The 3,183-nt window shown below is 57.1% G+C and carries 2 protein-coding genes; one reads left to right on the top strand and one right to left on the bottom strand.

The genetic code is table 11. The features are described 5' to 3' along the window. Window positions 1–636: ABC transporter substrate-binding protein (locus tag WA367_RS00205; protein WP_336054884.1), on the bottom strand; the 636-nt coding region annotated here is incomplete at its 3' end. Window positions 637–772: 136 nt separating this feature from the next. On the opposite strand from WA367_RS00205, the gene WA367_RS00210 reads away from it, so the two are divergent. Beyond that, complete coding sequence (locus WA367_RS00210; protein WP_336054885.1) at window positions 773–2,011, top strand: Zn-dependent hydrolase; 1,239 nt, start codon at window positions 773–775, stop codon at window positions 2,009–2,011. The last annotated feature ends 1,172 nt before the right edge of the window (window positions 2,012–3,183 follow it).

The following is a 3,183-nucleotide window of genomic DNA, read 5'->3' on the forward strand; positions in this document are numbered from 1 at the left end:
ATCTTCGTTACGGGTAATGACCACACGTGAGTTGGCCTGCCATTCCTCGAACTTGAAGGCGCCTGTTCCAACGGGACTGCGGCCAAAGTCCTTGCCGCTCTTCTTTACCGCTTCCGGCGAGACGATTAGTCCGGTTGGATAGGCCAGGTTCGAAAGGAACGGCGCGAAGGGCTCCTTCAGCTTGAAGGCGACCGTCAGATCATCGACTGCCGTCACTTCATCTACCGCCGAGAAATAGAATGCCAGCGGGAAGGGGCCTGTTTCGTGATAGGGGTTATCCTCGTCGAGCATGCGGTCAAAGTTGAACTTCACCGCCTCTGCATTGAGCGGCGTGCCGTCATGAAACTCGACGCCCTCGCGTAGCTTGAACGTGTAGGTCAGGCCATCGTCGGAGATTTCCCAGCTCTCGGCGAGTGCGGGCTCCACTTCAAGCGTGCCGTCCTTGTAGCGGGTCAGACCGTCATAGACATTCATGAGAATCCGGAAGTCGTTGACCGCCGTTACTGCGTGCGGATCCAGTGATTTCGGCTCGGCGATCTGGCCAACAATCAAAACATTGGGGGGTGTTTGCGAAAATGCCGGTGACGCAACAAGCAGTGACACGGCAGCGAATGCGGTAGCAATTAGTTTTCTCATCGGGGCCCTCACTTCGTTGCCTGTAATTAATCCCTATTATTTTTGACTGTGCAACAAATTATTATAATAAATTATCTGGCATTCGCGCATCATAGGGGCGATAAGCGCTACCCGATTGAAAAACAGGCAGAAGATCATGGCTCCATCCGCCGCGATAAATCTCCAGCGACTGCGCAAGCTGCTCCAAGAGGTCAATCTTCACGGCTTCAATCCGCAAACAGGGGGGCACAACCGTCCCGGTTACAGCGATGCCGACATGGCTGCACGACGATGGTTCGCCGAACAGATGCGTGGCGATGGCTTGGCCGTGCGATCCGATGCTGTGGCAAATCTCTTTGGGCGCTATGGACGGGCCAGGGGGCCCTGCATCATGGCCGGTTCACATCTCGACACCGTGCCGGAGGGCGGTGCGTTCGACGGCGCGCTTGGCGCATGTGTTGCGCTGGAATGCGTGCGCACAATGCGAGATATCGGCTTTGTGCCGACTGCGGCGATAGAAGTGGTGGCGACCGCCGAGGAAGAAGGCCGGTTCGGCGGCATGCTGGGGTCGCAGGCAATTGCCGGCGCAGTGACGGAGCGCTGGCTGGAGAGCGCGCGTGATGCCGATGGTATCAGTTTGCAGGACGCGATGAGGGAGCAGGGGCTGGACGCTTTCGGAGCCATAGAGGCAGCACGCGCCCCCGGTAGCGTGAGAGCCTTTCTTGAACTGCACGTGGAACAAGGACCTGTTCTCGAACAGGCGCAAATTCCTGTCGGTATCGTGGAGCACATCGCCGGCGTCATCAATCTGGCGGTTACCTTGACCGGGCGGGCCAACCATTCGGGTACCACACCCATGGAGTTGCGTGCCGATGCTTTCGCAGGGCTGGCAAGGGTGGGGCAGGAGATTGGCGAGGTGATCGCAGCCCATGGCTCGAAGAGCAGCCGCATCACCATTGGAAAGGTGGATCTGCATCCCAATTTCATCCATACCGTCCCCGGTCGCGCCGAGTTCATCATCAATATTCGTGACACCGATGCGCAGACCATGCGTGCACTGGCGAAGGGTATGACACGCGCTGTAGAAGATGCGGCGAAAGAGAGCGGCCTTACCTGGGAGGTGGTTCAACAAAGCCTGATGGAGCCCATCCGGCTGGACGCGGATATAGCCAGCCTTCTGGAAGAGGAAGCCGCGCGGTTATCCCTACCCGCATTGAGGATGCCTTCTGGTGCCGGCCACGATGCCCAGACCATGCAAAGCCTCTGCCCCTCTGGCCTGATCTTCGTTCCAAGCAGGGACGGCATCAGTCACGCCCCGCAAGAGTGGACGGATTGGGACGCTATCGAGAAGGGAGCCAACCTGATGCTTCGCGCACTTATGCGTCTGTCAGGCTGAGGGGGAGCATGCTGTATTTTGCTTACAGGGAACATGATCCTGCTTGGTGTGGGGTCTCAATAGGTCATCCGGGAACGAAAGTATGAACGGGCCGCAGGACGTGACCAAAAATCAGGCATCAAGACGTCGGATAGAGCGCTGCAGGACTATCGCGATCTCGGGCTCGCCCTCAAGCACGTGCAGCTTTGGCGTGCTGTATCGAAATCGCGTTATTTTCGCTAGCTAAAGCTTTACAGAACTTCTTCACCGCCAATTAGGTGCAACATCACGAGGCGCTCCCATTGAGAGCGCTTTTCCGTGACAGCAATGTGTTCCCGGATTACTAAGCTCTTACCGCTTCAGGACTTTTCCTGTAGCGCGCCAACGGAGGCTTCCACATGACGCTCATACGAATAGGCCGCATAGGTTAGAGCCCTCCGCCGTCGCCCGGCGGTTCCGGGCCTCCTCTAAAAGTTAAAGCCAATGCAGGTGCCGCAGTGCTGTGCCTGTGCTTGTTCAAGTTTCTGTCCAGACAGCAGCGGACAGAGGAGAACCTCATACCTAATCCTCATAGTCTCCGCCTACGCGATGCTTCGGCTTGTCGCCAGAAGCCTCAAAATCATATCATTTTCGATTATGATGCGAGTGCAGTTGGCTTCGCTACTGCCAGCGCCGCGTCATCGGTGATACGACCACCTCAAACGAGTGCCTCGCCTCTGACGATGAAGATGCGGAATGCGAGGGCGAAGAGGCTGCAGCGGTGGTCGCGGAGCCGATGCCGCCGATCCGCGTGGGATTCGCGCGTGGCCTTGGCGCAATAGATCCGGCTGAGCAAACGCCTGGATGAAGCCTATGCAGAAGCACTTTCCTTGGTTCGACAGAATGTCAGCGGGATCACGCTCGTTGCGGGGGCACTTGTTGAGCACGGAACACTCGAAGGCGAGCCGCTTGCCCGGGTGCTCGAGAAGGTACGGCAATGCGCGCTGATGCGTGATGAGATGCAGCCAACCCATGATGCAGTGCCCACAACGCGAAAAAATTTGAGATGTCTGGATTCAGGATCAGTGGAAGCCGATTCTGGAATACGGACCAGCGATTCCGGATAAGGCAAAAGCGATTCTGCCAGCTGAAGAATGCATCTCCACGTGCAGGCAAGGCATCTCACTTTAAAATAAATTGAGATCTTCGGATTC

It is taken from the genome of Nitratireductor sp. CH_MIT9313-5, from assembly GCF_037029545.1.
Taxonomy (GTDB): domain Bacteria; phylum Pseudomonadota; class Alphaproteobacteria; order Rhizobiales; family Rhizobiaceae; genus Chelativorans.

Bases quoted from the DNA above. Each gene is read 5' to 3' on its own strand.
- WA367_RS00210 (WP_336054885.1), top strand. From the start codon at position 773: ATGGCTCCATCCGCCGCGATAAATCTCCAGCGACTGCGCAAGCTGCTC.